This window comes from Lactiplantibacillus garii (assembly GCF_003885105.1).
GTDB lineage: Bacteria > Bacillota > Bacilli > Lactobacillales > Lactobacillaceae > Lactiplantibacillus > Lactiplantibacillus garii.
In genome coordinates this window covers 1-19,157 of record NZ_QWZQ01000025.1, presented here as the reverse complement: position 1 = coordinate 19,157, position 19,157 = coordinate 1, and the positions used below count along the sequence as shown (strand labels likewise).

General features: G+C 48.8%; 20 protein-coding genes and 1 tRNA gene. 6 read left to right on the top strand and 15 right to left on the bottom strand.

Going from position 1 to position 19,157, the window contains the following annotated elements:
- Positions 1-69: 69 nt before the first annotated feature.
- From D1831_RS08390 to D1831_RS08375, 4 genes are all read right to left on the bottom strand, one after another.
- Positions 70-1,422, bottom strand: a complete 1,353-nt coding sequence (locus tag D1831_RS08390; protein ID WP_125072482.1) for an FAD-dependent oxidoreductase — start codon at positions 1,420-1,422, stop codon at positions 70-72.
- 297 nt (positions 1,423-1,719) lie between these two features.
- Positions 1,720-2,190 (bottom strand): GNAT family N-acetyltransferase, encoded by a 471-nt coding sequence (locus tag D1831_RS08385; RefSeq protein ID WP_125072481.1) that lies wholly within the window; start codon positions 2,188-2,190, stop codon positions 1,720-1,722.
- A 74-nt stretch (positions 2,191-2,264) separates the two neighbouring features.
- Positions 2,265-4,181, bottom strand: coding sequence for a M13 family metallopeptidase (locus D1831_RS08380; RefSeq protein WP_125072480.1), 1,917 nt, complete (start codon positions 4,179-4,181; stop codon positions 2,265-2,267).
- Positions 4,182-4,329: 148 nt separating this feature from the next.
- The gene (locus tag D1831_RS08375) at positions 4,330-4,995 is read right to left on the bottom strand and encodes a Crp/Fnr family transcriptional regulator (protein ID WP_125072479.1); all 666 of its coding nucleotides are present in this window, start codon (positions 4,993-4,995) and stop codon (positions 4,330-4,332) included.
- 192 nt (positions 4,996-5,187) lie between these two features.
- Between D1831_RS08375 and D1831_RS08370 the strand changes: the two genes are divergently transcribed.
- The 3 genes from D1831_RS08370 (at position 5,188) to D1831_RS08360 (ending at position 6,382) form a co-directional block, all read left to right on the top strand.
- The gene (locus D1831_RS08370; RefSeq protein WP_179950314.1) at positions 5,188-5,406 is read left to right on the top strand and encodes a heavy-metal-associated domain-containing protein; all 219 of its coding nucleotides are present in this window, start codon (positions 5,188-5,190) and stop codon (positions 5,404-5,406) included.
- Positions 5,407-5,417: 11 nt separating this feature from the next.
- Complete coding sequence (locus D1831_RS08365; protein WP_125072478.1) at positions 5,418-5,981, top strand: Dps family protein; 564 nt, start codon at positions 5,418-5,420, stop codon at positions 5,979-5,981.
- Positions 5,982-6,172: 191 nt separating this feature from the next.
- Complete coding sequence (locus tag D1831_RS08360) at positions 6,173-6,382, top strand: hypothetical protein (protein ID WP_125072477.1); 210 nt, start codon at positions 6,173-6,175, stop codon at positions 6,380-6,382.
- Between the two features lie 112 nt (positions 6,383-6,494).
- On the opposite strand, the gene D1831_RS08355 is transcribed toward D1831_RS08360, so the two are convergent.
- The 4 genes from D1831_RS08355 to D1831_RS08340 all read right to left on the bottom strand — a co-directional run bounded on the left by D1831_RS08355 (position 6,495) and on the right by D1831_RS08340 (position 10,653).
- Positions 6,495-7,673 (bottom strand): DUF805 domain-containing protein, encoded by a 1,179-nt coding sequence (locus D1831_RS08355; protein ID WP_125072476.1) that lies wholly within the window; start codon positions 7,671-7,673, stop codon positions 6,495-6,497.
- Positions 7,674-7,870: 197 nt separating this feature from the next.
- A complete protein-coding gene (locus tag D1831_RS08350) occupies positions 7,871-8,143 on the bottom strand; it encodes a metal-sensitive transcriptional regulator (RefSeq protein ID WP_125072475.1) in 273 nt (90 codons plus the stop codon).
- Positions 8,144-8,155: 12 nt separating this feature from the next.
- Positions 8,156-8,479: a thioredoxin family protein gene (locus tag D1831_RS08345; protein WP_125072474.1), complete on the bottom strand. Its 324-nt coding sequence runs from the start codon at positions 8,477-8,479 to the stop codon at positions 8,156-8,158.
- 269 nt (positions 8,480-8,748) lie between these two features.
- Entirely contained in the window at positions 8,749-10,653 is a 1,905-nt protein-coding gene (locus D1831_RS08340; protein ID WP_125072502.1) for a heavy metal translocating P-type ATPase, read from the bottom strand.
- Positions 10,654-10,774: 121 nt separating this feature from the next.
- On the opposite strand from D1831_RS08340, the gene D1831_RS08335 reads away from it, so the two are divergent.
- Entirely contained in the window at positions 10,775-11,737 is a 963-nt protein-coding gene (locus D1831_RS08335; protein WP_125072473.1) for an SGNH/GDSL hydrolase family protein, read from the top strand.
- A gap of 65 nt (positions 11,738-11,802) precedes the next feature.
- Here D1831_RS08335 and D1831_RS08330 read toward each other — a convergent pair whose 3' ends face one another.
- From D1831_RS08330 to D1831_RS08310, 5 genes are all read right to left on the bottom strand, one after another.
- Positions 11,803-12,495, bottom strand: coding sequence for a YdcF family protein (locus D1831_RS08330; protein WP_125072472.1), 693 nt, complete (start codon positions 12,493-12,495; stop codon positions 11,803-11,805).
- Positions 12,488-13,213, bottom strand: a complete 726-nt coding sequence (locus tag D1831_RS08325) for a demethylmenaquinone methyltransferase (RefSeq protein ID WP_125072471.1) — start codon at positions 13,211-13,213, stop codon at positions 12,488-12,490. Before D1831_RS08325 ends, D1831_RS08330 begins: the two co-directional genes overlap by 8 nt.
- A 109-nt stretch (positions 13,214-13,322) precedes the next feature.
- On the bottom strand, positions 13,323-14,279 hold the full coding sequence (locus D1831_RS08320; protein WP_125072470.1) for a Dyp-type peroxidase: 957 nt from the start codon (positions 14,277-14,279) through the stop codon (positions 13,323-13,325).
- A gap of 195 nt (positions 14,280-14,474) precedes the next feature.
- Positions 14,475-14,547: transfer RNA gene (locus tag D1831_RS08315), tRNA-Ala, on the bottom strand.
- Between the two features lie 57 nt (positions 14,548-14,604).
- Positions 14,605-14,976, bottom strand: a complete 372-nt coding sequence (locus D1831_RS08310) for a hypothetical protein (protein WP_125072469.1) — start codon at positions 14,974-14,976, stop codon at positions 14,605-14,607.
- 115 nt (positions 14,977-15,091) lie between these two features.
- On the opposite strand from D1831_RS08310, the gene D1831_RS08305 reads away from it, so the two are divergent.
- A complete protein-coding gene (locus tag D1831_RS08305; RefSeq protein ID WP_125072468.1) occupies positions 15,092-15,418 on the top strand; it encodes a hypothetical protein in 327 nt (108 codons plus the stop codon).
- 325 nt (positions 15,419-15,743) lie between these two features.
- Positions 15,744-16,805: a C40 family peptidase gene (locus tag D1831_RS08300; RefSeq protein ID WP_179950313.1), complete on the top strand. Its 1,062-nt coding sequence runs from the start codon at positions 15,744-15,746 to the stop codon at positions 16,803-16,805.
- Between the two features lie 160 nt (positions 16,806-16,965).
- On the opposite strand, the gene D1831_RS08295 is transcribed toward D1831_RS08300, so the two are convergent.
- Positions 16,966-17,163 carry an LBP_cg2779 family protein gene (locus tag D1831_RS08295; RefSeq protein ID WP_125072467.1) on the bottom strand — a complete coding sequence of 66 codons (198 nt, stop codon included), beginning with the start codon at positions 17,161-17,163 and terminating at the stop codon, positions 16,966-16,968.
- 106 nt (positions 17,164-17,269) lie between these two features.
- Entirely contained in the window at positions 17,270-18,934 is a 1,665-nt protein-coding gene (locus D1831_RS08290; RefSeq protein WP_125072466.1) for a phosphoenolpyruvate carboxykinase (ATP), read from the bottom strand.
- Positions 18,935-19,157: the final 223 nt, after the last annotated feature.

Sequence of the window (19,157 nt, the reverse complement as noted above, 5' to 3'; positions counted from 1 at the left end):
CCCCCGCCCTCCAAAAAACCCCTGGGTGGTTTTTAGCTAGGCCGCTTCATTATTTAACGTTTAAGTTGATTATTCAGTGACGGTTTGATCGGCCTGCGCAATGGCGGCTTGACCTAGTAAGTTCAGGTAGTTGAATGGCCGGTCGTAAATCGGCTGGAAGAACATGTCGACGAAGCCTAAGTCGTCAATCGTGTTGTGATTTTGAATCATCACGGAGATGACGTTGGCGGATTGTGAAACGTCGTGTTCACTCATGAACTGGGCCCCGAGAATTTCGCGGGTCTCCGGGTTGTAAACGAGCTTCATCAGTACTGGTTTGGTCGTTGGCATAAATTCGGGCCGGTAGTTATCTTCCAAAGTAGCCGCTGCGGCGGGCACGTTTTCTGCCGCGGCGTGTTCCACGGTCATTCCAGATGACACGATGGTTTTGCCGAACAACATTAAGCCGGAAGTGGCCTGGGTCCCCATGTATTTCCGGGTCGGTTTAAAGAGGTTTAAGCCCACGAGGGTTCCTTGCCGTACCGCGTTAGTGGCTAGCGGAATGTAAGCATCACGTTTAGTCGGGTTATAGTGAACCGCCACCGCGTCACCAGCCCCAAAAATGTCAGGGTCGGAAGTTTGCATGTAATCGTTGGTTTTGATGGAACCGTTGGCGTTCATGTCAACTTGTCCCTTTAATAACCCGGTATTTGGTCGGAAACCAACGCACATGATGGCCATGTCGGCGGTGTAACTACCCTGGTCGGTCGTGACGGTGACTTCGGAGCCGTCGTCACTGAAACCTTGAACCATTTGACCGAGGGCTAACTTAATGCCGTGGTCGGTGAAGTCTTGCTCCACCCGGTCGGTAAATTCGGCGTCGAGGTACTTGTTTAAAATGCGCGGAAGGCCGTCAATCAGCGTGACTTCCTTGCCTTGTTGTTGATAGGCTTCAACCAATTCGGTACCAATGTAGCCCCCACCAATGACGATGACCCGTTTGGCAGGCTTTGCGGCTTCCCAAAGCTTTTGGGCGTGGTCCCAGTTTTTGCAAAGGTAAACGTTGGGGCTGTCGATACCGTCGATGGGTGGGATCACTGGCCAGGACCCGGTCGTCATGACGAGCTTGTCGTAGTGGTCCGTTTTGACATCGCCGCTTTTAAGGTCGGTAACGGTGATTTGGTGATTTTGAGCGTCGATCGCGGTGACGTCGTGTTGCATGTTGACGGTGGCACCGAGTTCGGCTAGCTGTTCAGGACTGGCGTAAAAAAGGCCCTGGGGATCAGCGACTTGACCGCCGAGGTAGAGGGCGATCCCACAGGAGAGAAAAGAAACGTTGTCGTTTCTTTCGTAAATGGTGACTTCCGTGGAGGGATCCGTAGCTAAAATTTGCTTAACGGCGGCGGTGCCGGCGTGGGTACAACCAATAACGATAACTTTCATACAAAACAGCTCCTTATAATGTGGTGGTTTTCACAATAACGATTGTGTAACGTGCTTTTGTTAACAATTTTATTGTACTAGATTAAAAAGAAAACGCAACCAATTTTAGTTAAAAAGCTTAACTTTTTCGCTAATCAAATGATAAACCACGCGCAATAGTGCGTAATGAGTGCGGTTATCCGGAATAGGGTGTGCGCATTAAATAAATTAAATCAGAAAATCATTTCGGCAATGCACCGATAATGAAACTAAATAAAAGCCCTCACAAACTTAACTTGTGAGGGTTTAAAAGTGCATTTATTTTTGGTAGTGATAGTGCTGGTGGTCAGTCGTGCAAAAACCTAACGCGGTTAAGACCTGGTCACACTTAGAATCGGGACCTGTTAAGGTAACGGTCAGCGTAGTTAATTTTAATTCGGCGGTGCCAAATGCAACTAGCCGTTGATAGATTTCGGTTAACACCGCGGCTGGAGTATCAGCGAAAACGTCGACACTAACCGTGGCTTGGCCGGTACTGGTATCAATCGGGTCAAACCCGACCTGACCAACGAAGTGGCCATCGGTTCGGTCGGTCACGCCCCAGACTAACTTTTGGTCGTGAAAGATCTCCCGCATCGTTTGGTTGATTTTTTCCGCGGCCGTTTGGATAGTCATGGCCGCATCCGCGCGTTGGTAGAGTCTTAAAACGTCAATGGAGCGAGCTTTGGTCAACCAGTCAAAGGCGTAGTGCGCGGTTAAGATTGGGTGGTACTTTTCAAACTGAGACATGGTTTCCTCCCGATAATGAAACTAGCAAAGTGGGCCGGGACGACCCGGTCCACTTGGTTATAACGGTGTTGCTTTTACCAGATTTTGACCCGTTTGTCCGGTGCAAGGTACATCGGGTCGTCTGGCTGGATATCAAAAGTCGTGTAGAAGTCGTCCAGGTTCTTAGGTTGAACGTTGGCCCGCAGCTTAGCGGGGGCGTGCACGTCAATCGATAGGAGTAGTTGCATGTATTGCTTGGTTGCTTTCATCCGCCAAACCATGGCCCAGTTGGTGAAGAAGGCACTGAGGTCGACGTCTTGTTCACCCTTAGCGGCCTCTTCGGCACAGCTAAGTCCACCGGCGTCGGCGATATTTTCGGAAACGGTCAAGGTCCCGTTGACCTTGGCACCCGCAAAGTCTAAGCCGTCAAATTCGCTGATCATTGACTTAGCAAGTTCCTTAAAGTGCGCGGAATCTTCTTCGGTCCACCAGTTGTGCAAGTTCCCAAATTCATCAAACAGCGCCCCGTTGTTATCGAAAGCGTGGGAAATTTCGTGGGCAATCACGGCCCCGATACCCCCGTAGTTAGCGCTAGAAGACTGCTTTAAGCTGTAGAACGGTGCCTGTAAAATGGCAGCCGGGAAGACGATGATGTTCATGAACGGGTGGTAATAAGCGTTAACGGTGTCGGCGCTCATTTCCCACCGGGTCCGGTCGGTTGGTTGGCCCCACTTGGCAAACATGTTCTGACGTGAAATGCGGCCAAAGTTCAGTACGTTGCTTAACACGCTGCCACCCTCCGCGGCGGTGTGGGTCTTAAACTTAGTGTAGACGGGTTCCAATTTATCGGGATAACCGACCTGAATACCTAAGTTGTTCAGTTTTGTGACCGCCTTTTCACGGGTAGCGGCGCTTAACCAGGTATTGGCTTGTAAGCGGCGTTTGTAAACCCCAATCATTTTTTCAACCATGTGATGCACGTCGGCCTTAGCCGCTTCACCGAAGTACTTGTGGCCGTAGTAGAGCCCGACGACTTGGTCAAACATCCCGGCGGCTAAGTAGTAGGCACTCTTAGCCTGACTACGCGGCTGTTTTTGCCCGGATAACGTCCGTGAATAGGTGGTGCCTAACGTCCGCATGTCATCACTTAGGTAACCACTCAAACGTTGAACCAATTTGGTCTTCATCCAGTTCTTCATAATGGCGAAGTTTTCGGGGTTCACCACGTCGTTGAAGTGGTCAAAGTAAGCTGGTTCCGGCAAAATGACGACGTCGGGATTACCGTTAATTACGGAATAGGTAATGGCGGCTAAGTCCAAGTAGCGACTATCGTTGGTAAAGTCTTTGAAATTGCGTGGGTTGTACATCTTACTGTAGTCGGCGGCTTCTTCGGCACTCTTGACCCACGGGACGATCAGCCGGTCGAATTTTAACGCGTCGTCCACGGTGGCCTGGGCCTGTTCGTGGTCGTAACCCACCTTTTGGAACAGTTCGGTCATCATTTTGGCGTAGACCGCGAGTAATTTTGGTCCGGACTGGTTACCCTCGTCGTAGTAAGTTTTATCGGGAAGGATCGTTCCCGGCGCTTGGGCGAACAGGGCGTTGACCTTGGTGTTTTTCATGTCAGCGTCGACGTCCAAACTGAATGGTAGTGGCAAGCCGTCGTAGATCCAATCAGGCATGCGCGTTTGCAGGTCGGCCAAGTCGCCGAGGCTGTCGATTTGTTTTAAGCACGACTGAAGCGGCTTAGCTCCAGCGGCGTCACGCTGCTTAAAATCCTTGGTTAATTGATAAAATTTGATGAATTCGGCTAACTGGGGGTTGTCCGGTTGAACGTCGCCCGCTGCCATCGCATCAAAATCGTGCATTAACGTTTTTTCAATGGCGTCGACTAAGTCCATAAAGCCCCCCGTTGACGCGTGGTCGTCGGGAATTTCAGCGGTCTTCATCCAGTCACCATTGACGGCGTCATAAAGATCCTGTTTTACTGTTGCTTGATTAACGGTTGCCATTAAATCCACTCCTTAATAATATTTCTCATACTGGCTTAATTATACCTTAGATTAATTTGAGTAGCGGTCTGAGTACCCATGAAATTACTAATTTTAAGGTAAAAAAATACCGAGCTTCCCCAAACGTGGAAACTCGATATAAATTTTTTTATTCTGCTAATAGCAACTGGTCGGCGTCGTTAATTTGGATCGTTTTCCCGGCTTTTTGAGTGATGAGTCCCTGCTGCTCAAAACGGGTCAATTTACGGCTAATGGTTTCCGGGGTCGTGCCGAGGAAGGTGGCCAGGTCCTTCTTTTTTAAGGGAAGTTTGAACGTATCGGTATTCAATGAAGCCGCGGTTTCGGTCAAGTAATTCGCCAGGCGGGCTTCTACCGATTCGGTAGCGGTACTAGTGGTCTGACGTTCTAACTGGGTCAGGCGCTTGCCGAAGACGTTTAAGACGTTAATGCTAATACTGGGGTACTGGCGCATCAGTCCTTGAAAATCTTCCCGTTGAATGCTGCAAACGTCGGTGGGAACCAACGCTTCACCAAAGGACGACCGCCGCTGATTTTCAAAGAGGGCGGCTTCCCCGTCAATGTCGCCGGATTGTAAAAGGTAAAGTAACTGTTCGCGACCGTTGGCGGCTAGTTGGTAGACCTTAACTTGCCCGGCTGAAACGATCATTAGTTGGTCGAGCGCATCGTCCGCGCTGAAAACCGTCTCCCCCGCCTGGTAGTGGTGGTGGCGAACGATGGATTCAATGGTATCAAGTTGGGGTGCGGCTAATTCCTGAAAAATAGGGACAAGTTGTACACATTCGTGAGTTGCCATTTAAAGGGCCTCCTTATAAATTCACTTATAGGATAACAGAATTAACATCTAAATTATGGGAACGGGTTCGTTATTTCAACAAAACCTAGTTTAACTGAAAAAATTATTTAGTTTCTTGACGGCGGTCAATTTTTTAATGCTTATTTCTCGTTATGATAGATTCATCAAATGAGTTAACGGAGGTTGATATTTATGAAAATTATTATGCAATTAGGAACCTTAACTTGCCCGTCATGCATGACTAAGATTGAAAAGGCCGTCGCGAACCATGACGGTGTTGAGAACGTCAAAGTTTTATTTAATGCCAGCAAGGTCAAAGCCAATTTTGACCCCGAAGTCACCAACGCCGATGACCTCACTAAGGTCGTGACCGGTTTAGGATACGAAGTTGAAAACGTCAAGGTAAAGTAGGAGGAAACCCCATGAGTGAATTAACGATTGAAGACCAATACGCAGCGGAATTAAAACAGAGCGACATCGACCACCACGTCCCGACCGCCGGGGCGATGACGAACCACATTTTATCGAACCTGATGGTCAGCTATGTTAAACTGAGCCAGGCCAAGTGGTACGTGAAGGGGAACCAGTCCTTTAGTCTACGCACTGAATATCAACGCTTAATTGATTTAAACGTCCGGCAGTTTGCGGAATTAGGCGACCTGTTACTCGATGAAAACCAAAAACCATCGTCCACGACCGCGGAATTGACAAAGTATTCGATGTTGGAAGAAAACGGGGCGTTTAAGTATCAAGACGCCGCGACGACCGTGGCAGCGGTGATCAAGGATTTTGATACGGAGAACCTGTTCGTTGACCGGGCCATTAAATTAGCTCAAAAAGAAGAACGTCCGGCGTTGGCCGCCTGGTTAACTAGTTACCGGGGCAGCAATAACCGCAACATTCGTGAATTACAGGCCTACCTAGGCAACGATGCGCGGACCGGTTTGGACGAAGAAGACGAAGATGATGAAGATGATGACGACTAGTTGGTGCAGTTATTGACTAGTTAGTCTAAATGAAGCCACCTTGGATCGGTGCGGTGTGGGCCGCTGATTCGGGTGGCTTTTTGCTGGCTTAGGTTAGTGCGAAAAAAGAGGTCAGTGGTACGCGAGTTACTTTGTGTTTCCTGAGGACCTGCGCTATACTAACGACAACTAAGAACAGGGGGACCAAACAGATGTCAATTAGCACCATTATTATGTGGACACTCGTCTTTATCATCGCCACCGGCTTCGTAACGGTGATCTCAACGGCGGTCCTCTTACGGCGAGCTAAAAAACGCCCGCAGGATCCCGCGGACCCAAACCAGTCAACTGATACGCCGGACGATTGGAAACAAGACGACTGGAACCACGATGATTGGAAAAAGGGCGACTGGAAAGATTAATCGACACAGTAAATATTAACTACACGATAAATACCCCCAGGTTTGGAATTAGTCCAATCCTAGGGGGTATTTTGACGCTTTGCTGATGACTACTTGAAAGGTTAAATTAGCGCTATTTAAGGTTCAACGTTGCGTCAAAGGTTTTGTGTGAATTATCATCCTCATAATTATTGGTATCATAATGAGCGTCCCATTTTAGCCGTAAACTAGTCAGGTCAGATACCTTATCGAGCTTTGGTAAGAAGAAGTAGATATTACCATCCTTTGTAGCACCGGTATTGAGGTCGCCACCGAGGCTGTCACTACTGCTTAAATCTGCCTCGACTTGTTGGCCGTTACTTGTGTTTAGTGTACCCTGATCAGGAAAAGTTGAAATGTCGTGACCGGCTTTGATCGACATATGTACCTTGACGATTCCGTTAATTGGCTTTGCTTTGCTGCTATTACCCTTATAGGAACCATCAGTCTTGTAGATTGTTACATTATCGATTTTAAAATTACTATCGTGCCACGAGTTATCATTAAAGGTGGTCTTGTAGGTTTTGCTATCTGCGATTTTGATCTTGCTGTCATCCAGTGTGATAGTGTGGCCATCGTCCTTAGATTCGGTTGCGCTATCACTTGACTTGTTAGTATCACTGGAAGCAATTGCCGCACGTTGATCCGAATGGTCGTTATTGGCCGCATCAAGGGCTGCACTGTACTGATATTCAAAAATTGCCGCTTTAGCCGTTCGAAAACTAGCGCCAATTACGAGTGTTACGATGGCGAGAAGTCCCCATGACCACCATTTGTTATGCCAGGGCGCCGTAGTCTTATGATTAGAAAACTTTTTGGGCCCCTCAGGATTTGTTGGTTGTGCAAGCCAAATAATTACGATGATAGGTCCCACGATTGGAATCAACGTTAACCAATAAACATGACCTGATCGGCCTGTATCGTGTAACCGGCGAATAGTTGCGGTGAACATGGCAATGGTGGGTAGTGCCAAAGCAATGGCGGCCAACCAAAGTATTAGTCGTGAATAACTAGTGTAAACGATGGCCGACGTGATAGTACCCAGCATCCCAGCGGCTAGATAACTCCACCAATAATCGGCACGTTTAAGGTAACCTTTGATGGTAAAGGCAGATTTAAGTACCAGCTTAGTTGCGCTAACTAGGCCGGGTACCGTAGTGGCTGGTTGCTCTGTTAGCACGGTGCTTTCGGTTTGTTCGGCACCACAGGATGAACAAAACTCGGCAGTGGCCAAAAGTTTGTGGCCACATTTGATACAATATTTTGAATTCATAAGAATCCCCCCATAAAGTGATTAGTGATAGACCAATTTACTGGTCTGTCACTAAAATACGCAAATTACGTGGGATGACGTTAAAATTCATGCAATTATTAATAATTAAACGCAGTGGGGGAAAGTCTGGACGTGCTTGTTAAAACAAAAATTCCACCTTCTTAAATCGTTTCTTAATGAAAGTGGAATTGATCGTGCTATTTGGTTTTCAAAAGCAAATCTAACGAGTGTTCCAAGTTCTGAACGTCAACCGCGTCCATGTTGTCGACACAATTATTGATGTTACGGGCAATTACAAGCTTCATTGCCTTGTCGATACTGGATTTAACGGCGGAGAGTTGAACGAGTACGTCGTCACACGACCGCTCTTCATCCATCATTCGTAAAACGCCGTCTAACTGGCCCGCTGAACGTTTTAAGCGGGTCTTGATCTGTTTACTAGTTACGTAGCCTTCATCGGTAGTGGTCATTGTAAACCTCCCTTAGTTGGCAAGGGCCTTTTTAAGTTCGGCTTCAAAGTCGGGTTTCGGCCGGGCACCCACCATGTGACTAACGACTTGACCGTCCTTTTTAATTAAAAAGGTGGGAATGCCTTGAACTTGGAACTGACCGGCGACTTCCTGGTCGTTATCCACGTTTAGTGAAACGAAGTTGACCTTATCTTTATAGTTGGCGTCCTCTGAGAGTGATTTCAAAATGGGGTCCATCATTCGGCAGGGTGGGCACCAGTCGGCTCGGAAGTCGACAACCGCAACCCCCGTATCAGTTTCCTTAGCAAAGTCTTGGTCGTGAATTTCTTTGATCATAATGGTTTCCTCCAAAATTTAAAGTGAATTAATGATTTCAGTATACCCCCATAGGTATGTTAAAGCGAATAAAAGGTTTTCGAGGTAATCTTAAACGCTTAACTTTAATGAACCAGTTTTAAATACCGCTGAGGGGTATTAAATCGTGGTGATGCTAAAAATAGTCCGTGTGACACAACTAAAAATCGGCGTCTATCCCAAACTAGGAATAGGCGCCGATTTCAGGTCGTGTTCATAAACGACGGGTTCGGTAGTTTAAGTTGAAGCGGCTAAGCCGTTACTGGTTGTGCCGCGCGGTCGGCCGTGCGTTTGTCGAACTTAGTTTTGAAGTTAATTAAGCGCATTGCGTTGAAGATGACGACTAGGATGCTGGCTTCGTGAACGAACATTCCACTGGCCATGTAGATGTAGCCAAAGATCAAGCCAATCAGGAGGAAAGCAACCGTCGCGATGGCAATGAAGATGTTTTCACGAGTATTCAAGACGGTCTTTTTGGCGAGTCCGTGGGCGTGAACCAGGGCTGGAAAACTGGATTGCATCAAGACCACGTCGGAGGTATCGATGGCGACGTCGGTCCCACTTCCCATGGCAATCCCAATGTCAGCGTTGGCGATTGACGGGCTATCGTTGATACCGTCCCCGATGAAGGCAACCGTGTTACCGGCGGCCTTGAGTTTTTTAACGTAAGCGACCTTTTCTTCAGGCAATAAGTTCGCGTGGACTTCGTCTAAGTTGAGTTCCTTAGCAACGGCTTCGGCGGTCAACTGGTTATCACCAGTCAACATAACGGTCCGTTTGATGCCCTGTGCTTTGAGGGCGGCCAGTGAATCTTTAACTTCGGGCCGGATGGTGTCGGCGATGCCGAACATCAGTTGAACTTGACCGTCAACGGCCATGATTACCGTTGATTGACCGGCAGCTTGGAGCGCGTTTAAATCTTGGGCCTGCTGCTGAGTCAGGTCAATTTGGTGAGCGGTCATCATCTTTTGGTTCCCGATGACAATTTCTTGGCCGGCAACTTTGGCGCAGATCCCCTGACCCTTGACGGTTTCGGTATCGTCTAGAACGGGAGCGGTGTGTGTTGTCTGGTTCTGAGCGTAGGTGATGATGGCCTGACCAAGGGGGTGGTCCGAAACGCCTTCAATAGCGGCGGCAATGCCTAGTTGGTCGGCCACCTGATCCGTATAAGTATTCATGGTGGTAACGGCCGTGTTGCCTTCCGTTAAAGTCCCGGTTTTATCAAACACCAGGGTGTCGACCTTGGCAAAGGTATCGATCACTTCACCACCCTTGATCAGGATGCCGCGCTTCGCACCGTTCCCAATCCCGGCGACGTTTGAGACCGGCGCGCCGATAACCAGGGCACCGGGGCAGCCAAGGACGAGGACCGTAATGGCCAGCCGGAAGTCACGGGAGAAGATAAAGACCAGAACGGCTAAAACGAGTACGGCGGGGGTGTAGTACTGCGCAAAGCGGTCGATGAACTTTTCGGCCTTGGACTTGGTATCCTGCGCTTCTTCGACGAGTTCAATGATTTTAGCGAAGGTGGTGTCGTCACCAACCTGGGTCGCTTTAATTTTTAGGTAGCCGTTTTCGACGATGGTCCCGGAGTAGACGTTGTCGTGTAACTGTTTGTTGATTTGGCGTGCTTCACCAGTAATGGAAGCTTCGTTTAAATAACCACTGCCTTCAACGACTTCGCCATCGACGGGAACTTGGCTCCCCGTTTTGACGAGGACGACGTCACCCTCGTCCACGTCGTCGACATCGACTTCTTCGGTACCATCACTCGTCACCAGCGTAGCGGTGGTTGGGGACATGTCGGTCAGGCCCTTGATAGCGGTGCGGGTCTTTTGTAAGGTTTTGCTTTCAAGGTACGAACCGAACAGGAAGAGGAAGGTCACGATGGCGGATTCGTTGAATTCACCGATGACAAACGCGCCAATGACGGCAATCGTCACTAGTAATTCGATGCTAAAGACCTTGTTACGCAGGGCGCTGAATGCCCGGACGGCAATCGGTATGGCGGCAATGACCGACGCGACGGCTAGGGTGACCGTATAACCGGGGGTAAAGTTGAGCAGGTACTTGCTCAGCATGCCGAGTACGATTAGAATCCCCGTGATCAGGGTGATATGATTAGTATGTTTGGTTAGGAAGATTTGAAATTTCATCATGGAAACGCTCCTTAATTGATTTGATGACCCTAGTATAAGGAGGAATCCTTGATAACAAATTGATGGGGGTCAAGTTTTGCAAAATGACTAAAAATTTAGTTTGAAACGGGGTGTTAGCATGCAGTATCAACGGGTTACAGCGAATAATTGCTTAATGCCCGCCTATTTTCAAGGGCGCTGGGGGTTAAAAACCATCAACGATCAACGGGTCATGTATAGTACCAACTTAGGCGCGGAGGTTGATTTTCAGGTGGACGCGGCCAGCTACGTGCAGTTGCGATTGTTGCCCCGGGCCGCCGACCTACCGAGTTGGGTCGCCGTTCAAATTGACGGCTTACCCTATCAACGGTTTCCCGTTACGGCGACACCACTACGGTTGACCCTGGATCGTCACCCGCACGTGATCCGGGTCGTGATGAGTGGCAACACCGACGAAGACCCGGTATGGAGCGGCGACGCGGGTTTTGCGGTGCGAAGTTTAACGAGTGACGGTCAGCTATTCCCCGTTCAAATTGGCAACCGGAGCGTGACCTTCATTGGGGATTCAATTACGGCGGGGTGCTGGGTCGCGGGGTACCAACCCGCAAAAGATTATCGGGGGGAGGCCAATTACGCGGCGGTGGCGTGTGACCAATTAAACGCCCGCAACGTTCGAATCGCGTACAGTGCGGTTGGTTTAAATAAACCGGGGACGGGTGGCGTGCCGCCTTTACCCGAAGTCTTAACGGCCGTTGATGCCCAGACACCGTGGCAACCGGAAATGACGGACCTGGTCGTCATCAACGTGGGGACCAACGATGGTCGGGAAACGGCGGCTAGTTTTACGCCGCTTTTACGCCGGTTTATTGAACAAGTGGTTCGGTTGTATCCGGCGAGTCGCGTGGCCGTAATGATTCCGTTTAGCCAGCGTTTTGACCGGATCATTCGCCGCGTGGTGGCCGCGTTTAACGCCGTTCAGTTAATCGAAACGGCCGACTGGCAGCCGGGCTTAACCGATCACGTCCACTTAAACTTAGTCGGTTCGCAAACGGCGGGGCACCGGTTAGCCCAAGCCTTAACGCAACTGTACCCTGACTTTTAAAACCCGTTTCGACAATAATTGTTCGAAGATGAAAAAGGGACTGTGATTTTTATCACGGCCCCTTTTTAGCGTTTTCGGTTCAACGTCTGGGTTTGCAAAAATTGATAAGCTTGAACGACGCTTTGCGGAACGTCGACGTGCGGGATGAAACCGGCGCCGCGGGGCCCGTAGCCGGCGGGAGTGTCGATCAGACGCTGACACTCACCAATGACCAGCTCGGTAAAGTAGGCGGGAGGCCACGCCATGGCGGTTGGCAGCGCCCAAGTCAACGGGTCGAATTGTTGCAAGCGCAACGGCCGTGGTTGGTACCAACTAAAAGTTACGTCGGCGGACCAATTTTGCTTAAAAGTTAGTGCGGTCCGGCGGGATAACAGCGGGTCTTGGACGAGGAGGACGTCATGCCAGTTAGCGGGAGCTAATTGGCGGGCGTTGACCGCGTTGCTTCCCGAATTAGTGGACGTCTGATCTAAACGGAGCTCACCAGTATAACCAGCTTGACGGACTAAGTCGGCCATCATGACGGCTTCACTTAACGTGTTGGTGACGCCGAGGTTGTGACGTAAATACTTTGTTGCGTGGCCAACGCCCCCGGCAATGATGATGCTGGGGAGGTGGTACCGTTGCGCTAAGTGACCTGCCGTAGTAGCGGTCGCAGGCTGACTATTGCCGCATAAAACGAGGCCGTCGACTTGAAGTGGTACCGTCGTTGGTGCCGTTAGCCAGGCCAAACAGTGGTTTAGGGCTTCTAAACTAGTCATTGGCGGTTACCCCGGGTTTGGTACCGAAGTGGGCGGCCGCCGCACCGAAGTTAAAGCGGGTGTAGTGCACTTTTTGAAAACCGGCCCGCTTAAACATGGTCACTAATTGTTGGTAGCTGGCGAAGTGGCGGGTAGTTTCCTGCAAGTACGAGTATTCTTGATACTGGTGTGCGAAAAGCCGGCCAAACAACGGAACGAGCTTGGTGAAATACCATTGCCAAACGGGTTTGATCAGTGGTTGGTCGGGTTGGGAAGTTTCTAGGCAAACGAGCTGGGCGCCCGGTTTGAGCACCCGGAAAATTTCAGCCAGGGCCCGGTCCTTATCTGGTAAGTTGCGCAAGCCAAAGCCAATCGTGACCAGGTCAAAGGTGTTGTCCTTAAACGGTAACCGCATGGCGTTGCCCCGCCGTAACCAAATGCGGTCCTGCAAGTGTTGCTGGTAAACTTTTTGTTGGGCAATTTTTAACATGGGGGCGGAAAAATCGAAGCCGATGACCTCGCCGGGAGCCTGTAATTCCCGGGCAACGGCAATGGTCCAGTCGCCAGTCCCACAACAGAGGTCCAACGCGTGGGCGTGGGGGGCCAACTGAATTTTTTGCATCGTCCGTTTTCGCCAATGACGGTGGGTGCCTAAACTAATGATGTTGTTCATCCGGTCGTAATTGGGTGCGATCGTGTCAAACAACCCCTGAACATTATGTAAATACCGATTTGCCATGCGGGTCCCTCCTCATAATATAGTCCTACTATAGCAGAAACTGGGGTCCAGCGTACGCAAAAAGCGGTCCGTTAAACGGCCCGCTTCGGTTAAAACTTATTGATGTGTATTAGTGGAACTCACCGTCCGCGATTTGTGCTAGTAAATCCCGTGACGGAATGAAGAAGAGTTGACCGGACAATAACGTTGAGAAGGTCAACAAGAAGTCGGATTTCTCGACCATGTTGGTCAACATTCCCTTAGTCACGGTCCAGTGACGGGCGTACCCGATGAAGTAGGTCCCGGTATTACCGGCGGCTGGGTTGGAGAACGGAACGTTCATCCGCACGATCTTTTGTTCTTCACCGTTAACTTCAAACTTGGAAGCAACGTTGTGGGCGTTTTTAAACTTATCTTCGTCTTCTAGTTCGTAGTCGCTGAACTTTTCACGTCCAACGGCCTTTTCCTGTTTTTCGGTGGTCATATGTTCCCAAACCGGCATATCGTGTTGCCACTTTTGGGCGAAGGCGTACGAACCGTTTTCAAAGGTCGGGTCTTCATCACCAACTAGGGCGTAGTCGGCCGCGTCTTCCACGGCGGGCGCTTCGGTACCATCGATGAAACCGATAATGGCCCGGCCTTCGAAGTAACGGAAGCCCTTGGTTTCGTCTATGACGCTGGTGATTGGTTTAAGGACCCGCTCGAACTGGGTCATGGCCTCATAAACGACCGCTTCGTCACTGGCCCGGATGTGGAAGAACAGGTCGCCAGCGGTCGCGGGCATTTCGTATTTTGGTCCCTTTAGGGTTTCAAAAGTTTCAAGTTCTTTAGGTTTGGGCGCGTTTGGAAACAGGTAGTCCCAAGCGGTGTTACTGATCCCAATGGACACCTTCAACTGCGTCCCGGTTTCGGGCTTCGCGTCGCGAATGCGGAGCGAGCGAATGATGGCTTGGGAACGGTCGGCAAATTCTTGGAAAACTTCTTGATCATGAGCTTGATCTTGACGGTTTAACTTTAAAACGGTGAATTGAACATGTTCCCCGACATCTTTCCAGACATCTTGGGCACGACTTGGATCGATTGACATGAATATCCCCTCCAGAATTCCTTAGTTAGCTTTAGCGTACCTGAGCAAATTCCGATAGTCAAATAATTGCGATGTGCCACTGTGTAAAGCTTTATGGACACCTTTGAGTTGTTGGCTTATCTAGCGTTAAGTGAGATTTTAAAGATAAAAAAATAACGCCCCTAACTGGCGTTATTTTTGGAAAACTTGAATTAATGGACCCTACCGGATTTGAACCGACGACCTCCTGCATGCGAAGCAGGCGCTCTCCCAACTGAGCTAAGGGCCCGAGTACTATTTCAGTATACCGCAAATTAGCACGGGTGCAAGCCCTTCCCGCAACGAATCAGTGCCGACTGGCGCGGTGATTCGCGTTACCACGGATTTTATGAACGCGCCGTTTGAACTGGGTTTGTTGGTTGCTCACAAATTGGTAGTGCCGCATTTTACCCCCGAAAGCTTGCCCGTTTAAGCGGAGTTTAAGCCAATCCTGCATAACGGTCACCATCGAATTAATTTGTGTGACGCGTAATTGGTCATGGGCTTGCTGGGCCAACGGTAATAAGTTAGTTTGTAGCTGGTTAACGAGTTTTTGATGGTACGTGACTAATTCGGTCGTTAGCGGCGCGTCGGTGTACGTATTAAATAGTTTTTGGATCGTTTGCAAGGCGTCCTTGATGTCAGTTGGCTGGTAATAACGGTCATTTTCGTTCGTCAATTTGATTTCCCTCCCGGATGCGTTTAGTATATCAGATTTTGATTAAAGGCAATGCTAAGCCGTAGCAAATTAACGGGGAACTCGTTAAAATAATGGTAACTAAGGGGGTACCACGATGACTGAAACCACGGATCTAACCACGCACGCCGCCGAAGTATTGGACCAGGCGTACGCGCAGTTTAAGCAAACACAGTTACAACGTCCCGCTGCCGAACTATTTGACGACGCGGAAAAAATCTTTGCCATCCGCGAAATTACGGCGGCGACCCGTCAATATTTATTCGACGAGGCCATTGCGACTAAAGTGGTGGCTTTGGGGCACCAGGTCTTGACGCAAATGTACGCGCAGGCGACCCAGACGGAGTTCTTAAAACTGAACTTTACGGGTAACGATATCCGGTGGCTACTCGGGTTGCCGCGAGCCCACCGCCGCCAACGATAAGTTTGAAAACGGTTGTTGAACGAATAATATTATGGCTAACGGAATGGAACTTACGCTTAACGGGGTGTAAATTCCATTTTTTTATTGGACGCTAAACTTTTTACCAAAATTAATTTATTACAAAAAGAAATTTTCGGTGGGAATAAATCCTGATATGACAATGTTTTTGTGTGGAAATGTTACGGTTATCAATTATTGTTATGGTTCTGTAACCTTCGTAACATATTGTTATTTTGCTGGTATTTGGATGTAACACAAATTGAGTAGTATAGACCTTGGCTTGAAGTACATACGTGACATTCTTTTTGGAGTGATCATCATTAAAGTGAAAGTAAATATCAAACAAGTTATGTTAGGAACGGCGGCTTTAGCTGGTTTGTTGGTAACTAGCCAAGCAGTTGCAAACGCTGATTCTATGACGATTAAAGCTGGGGATACCGTTTGGGCATACTCACAAAAGTACAACGTTTCAGTTAAGAAGATTGCGGAAGAAAACAACTTAAGCGATCCTAGTTTGATCATCGCTGGTCAAACCATTAACATTCCTGGTGTTAAGACTGGTTCAAACGTTGCAACGAAGTCAACCACTAAGACGACCACTGCTAGTGCAAGCAGTGCCAAGTCAACTAGTGCCGCAACTTCAACTAGCAGCCAAGCAACTTCTGCTTCAACGACGAGCTCATCCGTTACTAGTGCAAGTAGCACGAGCCAAGCCGCATCAAGCAGTTCCGTTGCCGCTCAATCAAGCAGCACTTCAACCGCTAGCGCAAGCAGCGTTGCCTCAAGTGCTTCAACGAGTTCAGTAGCTTCACAAGCTAGCTCTAGTGCCGTAACGAGTTCTGCTACGTCACAAAGCTCAACTTCAACGACTTCAACGGCTACGAGTTCTAGCTCACAAGCCGCAACTTCAACTAGTTCACAAGCTAGCTCCAGTGCCGCAACTAGCACTTACAGCACAAGCACCCAGAGTGCAAGCAACCAAACTAGTTCTAGTGCTAAGACGACCGCTACGGCGTACTCAGCATCTACCACGACGACTTCAACGTCAACGACTGGTACTGCCAGTGCTTTGATTGCTGCTGCTAAAACTTACTTAGGAACACCATACGAACAAATGGACTGCTCTGCATTTACGCAAGCGGCCTTTGCTAAGATTGGTCGTTCAATCGGTCGGACCACTTACGCGCAAGCAACGGTCGGTACCCACGTTTCATTTAGTTCAGCTCAAGCCGGCGACTTAGTCTTCTGGGGTTCTGACTCCGCACCTTACCACGTTGGGATCTACTTAGGCGGTGGCCAATACATCGCTTCACCAGATTACGGCGAAACGGTTTCAATCAAGAGCACGGCTTACTACACCCCAAGCTTTGCCATCCACATGTTCTAAATCGTTCATTAACGAACACTTAAAGGAGTTACTGCCAATTAGCAGTAACTCCTTTTTTACGCGGTAATGGTGCTGAAACGTGGGACAAAAGCCAGTTTGTTCCGCTCTTAAAAATGACCCGCAGCCACGCTGCGGGTCATTTGTTCTAATGATTGAAAGGTTAAGCTTTCGCCTTACTGTTCATGAATTTCTTTAACAGTTGTAGCTCTTCTTGCGTCGGCGTTGCTTCACCAGATTTAATATTATGGATTCGTTCCACTGATAGTTGACTGCCAAAGGCCAGGTCGTTGTCCGTCAGGTGGTGCTCACGCTCAAACCCGATGAGCTTTTCTGATAATTGACTTAATGGTAGTTCCATGCTCCTCACCCCGATTATTAGAATTCGTAAAAGTTCAGTGCTCTGTAACTGATTACCTTCATTATAACCTTAATTCGTCTAAAACGGGGGACGAATGCCACGGGACTTATGGTTTTGCCGGTTGGGCAATCAGTTGTTTGTGTAGTTTAACTAAGATATCCGTAATTTCGTGTGGCAAGCGGTCGTTATGACTGTGCTGATATTGATCAACAAAGTTAGCCCGAATATCTAAGCGGGTCGCGACTAACTTTCGGTAATCGGAATCGGTGTAGTCGACGGGGAAGTCCGCTAATTTTAAGTTTTGCATGTGGTCTAAGCCGGCAAACGATTCCCATTCGGTCGTACCGTTCACGATGGCTTCCAGGGCGCCCAGCGTAATTTCCTTAGGAATCTTCTTGTCGCCGAAGAACCCGGTATTTAGGAGGTAGCAATCCAAGTGCCGTTCTTCAAAGAGGGCCTTGAAATCGTGGTAATCTTCGGAGAGCGGGTAAACCCGGAACGGATTGGCAAACGGTTCGATCACGAGCGCGTTGCGATCCACGTTACCGATGATGTTTTCAGCGGTACTACGTTTAGTTGCCAGGGTCACGCCGAACGTGGCGGCTAAGACCGGGTCGTCCACTTTAATCACGGGTGGTAAGCTATCGTCTTTCATGATCCAGAAAATCGCGTTAATGGGCGCGTTTTCCTTATCGACCCGGTTAGTGGAAGCGTAGCGGGACTTGATGGTTCGCCCGTTACCATTACGCAGGTCTTCGGTAACAAGAACTTTACGGTCGTTGGCATCTAAAGTCACCCCGACGTTTTGAACGGTCATGAAGTACTTAGTTTCGTCGGAAGTCATCGGGTAATCGTTAGTTTTATCAAAGTAGGAGGGTTCTAGCGCAACCGAACTCCCATTTTTACGGTTAATGACGAAGGCGTCGTCGTGTAAAACGGTGATGTCATACTTGTACCCGTGTTTAGCGTGGGTCAGGGTGGACTTACCAGAACCGGACAAGCCAAACATGGCGAAGACTTGGTCCTGTTTGTCCTGGAAGTGGAAGGCTTTAAGCCCACCGTGACAAGCGACGTAACCGTGCCGGTGCGCAATGGACCAGGCTAACGTCAACGTCGACTTCTTTAATTCGCCGAAGTAGGACATGCCTAGGATGGCCGCGGCGTTATGTTTAGGATCGAACAGTGCCAACCCGTCCGGATAATCGGGATCGTGGTACGTTGGGTCGGCGTAGATGTAAATGTCACCTTCGGGGTACACAACGGAGTTTTTAAACATTTCTTGGTAAGCTTTGGTGATTGGTTGGAAGTTCAGCATGTAAGAAAGCAGGTTATTTGCGAAACCTTCGGGAATTGCTAAGTGAGCCCGGACAATGAAATCTTCGTCCAAGCCAACGAAAACGTCGGTTTTAATGAATTTACGCTGATGGCCGTCGTAAACGGCTTGCCGTAATCGGCCCGCCATGTCGGCTTCATCCACACCGGCATCACCGAGAATGCGCCGGGCTTGCGCGGTTCGGCCAACGACTTTACCCGTGTTAGCCACTAGCATCGTGGCGTCTGCGGGGAGTCCTAGGTCGGTGGGCCGGTAAATTGGTAAGTCGGTCTTCACGGTGCCGGGATCCTGAGTGGCTAATTCGTAAGCAGTTGCGACGTTGGGAACGTGGGTCATGTTATTACCATAAAAAGCCGTTTCGACCGTTGAACGAATTTGTGAAAAAATTGGATTACTCCGACCAATATCGGCTAGTTGATATGCGTTTTTTGTACTCATAGTGCATGCCTCCCTATCTTACTTGTTAGGTTCATTTTAGCACAAAATCTGTTCCAAGAAAGCGCTTTATTAACTATAACAATCCAGTTTATACTATTTTACAATTATTTTAGTTAACGGCTAAATGGCGGTTAAAACCGGTAATTTGACTAAATATCATTATAATTTGTGTATTAAATAAATTTTAAGCATAATAAAAATAGATTTTGTTAATAAAACGCGA